Annotated in this window: 3 protein-coding genes; all 3 read right to left on the bottom strand. The window is 72.0% G+C overall.

Features of this window, described 5'->3' with window-relative positions:
• Positions 1 to 127: 127 nt before the first annotated feature.
• Positions 128 to 781 (bottom strand): hypothetical protein, encoded by a 654-nt coding sequence (locus P409_RS36710; protein WP_052121702.1) that lies wholly within the window; start codon positions 779 to 781, stop codon positions 128 to 130.
• A 71-nt stretch (positions 782 to 852) separates the two neighbouring features.
• A complete protein-coding gene (locus P409_RS33960) occupies positions 853 to 1,296 on the bottom strand; it encodes a GNAT family N-acetyltransferase (protein ID WP_034849142.1) in 444 nt (147 codons plus the stop codon).
• The coding region (locus tag P409_RS33955) for an NrtR DNA-binding winged helix domain-containing protein (protein WP_034849135.1) at positions 1,256 to 1,548 on the bottom strand (293 nt) is incomplete at its 5' end. The genes P409_RS33960 and P409_RS33955, both read right to left, overlap by 41 nt.

Raw genomic sequence — 1,548 nt, 5'->3', positions numbered from 1 at the left:
TTGACTCTCCAACCCACGCCGTCATTGCGAGCGTAGCGAAGCAATCCAGGGGCCAGTGCGCACCGGCCCTGGATGGATTCGTCGGCTTCGCCTCCTCGCAATGACGGTGAGGGAGGCGACGCAGCGATCAACTGCTGTCCGGTTTACAAGGCTCCGGCCGAGGCAAGCCCGCAGCGGGCTCGTCCATCGGGCGAGGCCAGCCCTCCGCAGGCGCGGGCCCGGCCGTCTCCGCCACGACCTCGACGGTCGCCGCCTCGTCGGCCCAGCCCGGCGGCAGCCAGGACGGGTCGGGCGGCAGGCCGATCCGGCGGCTCACCTCGCGCACGAATTCCTCCGGCGACAGCAGGTCCAGCTGCACGTCGAGGATCTCGTCCTCGACCAGCCTCTCCCGGACCAGCAACCGGACGCGCTCGGCGTCTTCCGGCTCGGCGGGCCTGGCGATCGCCTTCACCGCGATCTCGACCGCCTGCTCGCGCTTCCGCCGCCGCCGCTCCTGCTCGCCGGACGCGATCCGCTCCTGCTTGCGCAGCAGATAGTCGCGCCGGATCCGCTCGGTCATCGCGATCGACAGCCGCACCGAGCGGGCGAGGCGCGACTGCATCAGCGGAAAGTCCGGCATCTCGGCGCCGCGCAGGATCTGCTCGTGCTCCCGCACGGTGGCCCGCATGGTGCGGATCTCGAGATCCACGATGTCGCGCAGCCGGTCCAGCGCCCACTCCGTCCAGTGCAGGTCGGGGTCGCTCGGCTTGATCGGACCAGAATCGGGTTGCGCCTTATCCATAGAACATATCATGAACGAGAATCGCAGTTAAGGCTACTGCGATCGTGCGTCCTGTGCCGGCAGGCGCCCGGTCACAGCCGGCGTGACAGGATCGCCCGGTCGGTGCCGGCGAAGCCGTGGCGGCGGTACAGTCGGGCGGCGTCCGGATTGCCGGCCTCGACCTCCAGATGCACGGCGTGCACGCCTTCGGCCTGGAGCAGCCCCACCAGCGCCTCGAGCACGGCCGAGCCGCGGCCGCGGCCGCGATGGGACGGCTCGATGTAGAACTCGTCGATGAAGGCGTCGCGGCCGCCGAACTCGATGCTCCAGGACCAGGTCACCACCAGATAGCCGACCGCCTCGCCGCCGGCCTCGATCATCCAGCCGGAGGCGAAGCGGGTGCCGGCGACGAGCTCGGCGAGGGCGCGGCGGCCGCCCGGGGTCAGCGGATGGCTGTCCTCGTCGTTGAAGGCGATCGCCATGGCCAGCAGCCGGTCATGGTCGGCCGGCGCCAGCGGGCGCAGCGCGACGGTCATGCCGGCCGGCGCGACACGGGCAGGCGGACGCCGGGCTCGGGCTGCTCCTGCAGCACCTCGCGGCGGAAGCGCACCAGCCGGCCGGGCGGCCGCCGGTGCCGCCGGCGACCTCGCCGGTCTCCTCGACCAGCCCCTGGCTGTCGACCAGGCGGCGGAAGTTCGGGGCGTGCAGGCGCAGGCCCGCCAGCGCCTCGACCGTGCGCTGCAGCTGCGACAGGGTGAAGGTCGGCGGCATCAGCTCGAACACCACCG

The organism is Inquilinus limosus MP06, assembly GCF_000767795.1.
Classification (GTDB): domain Bacteria; phylum Pseudomonadota; class Alphaproteobacteria; order DSM-16000; family Inquilinaceae; genus Inquilinus; species Inquilinus limosus_E.
This window is presented reverse-complemented; position numbering and strand designations above follow the sequence as displayed.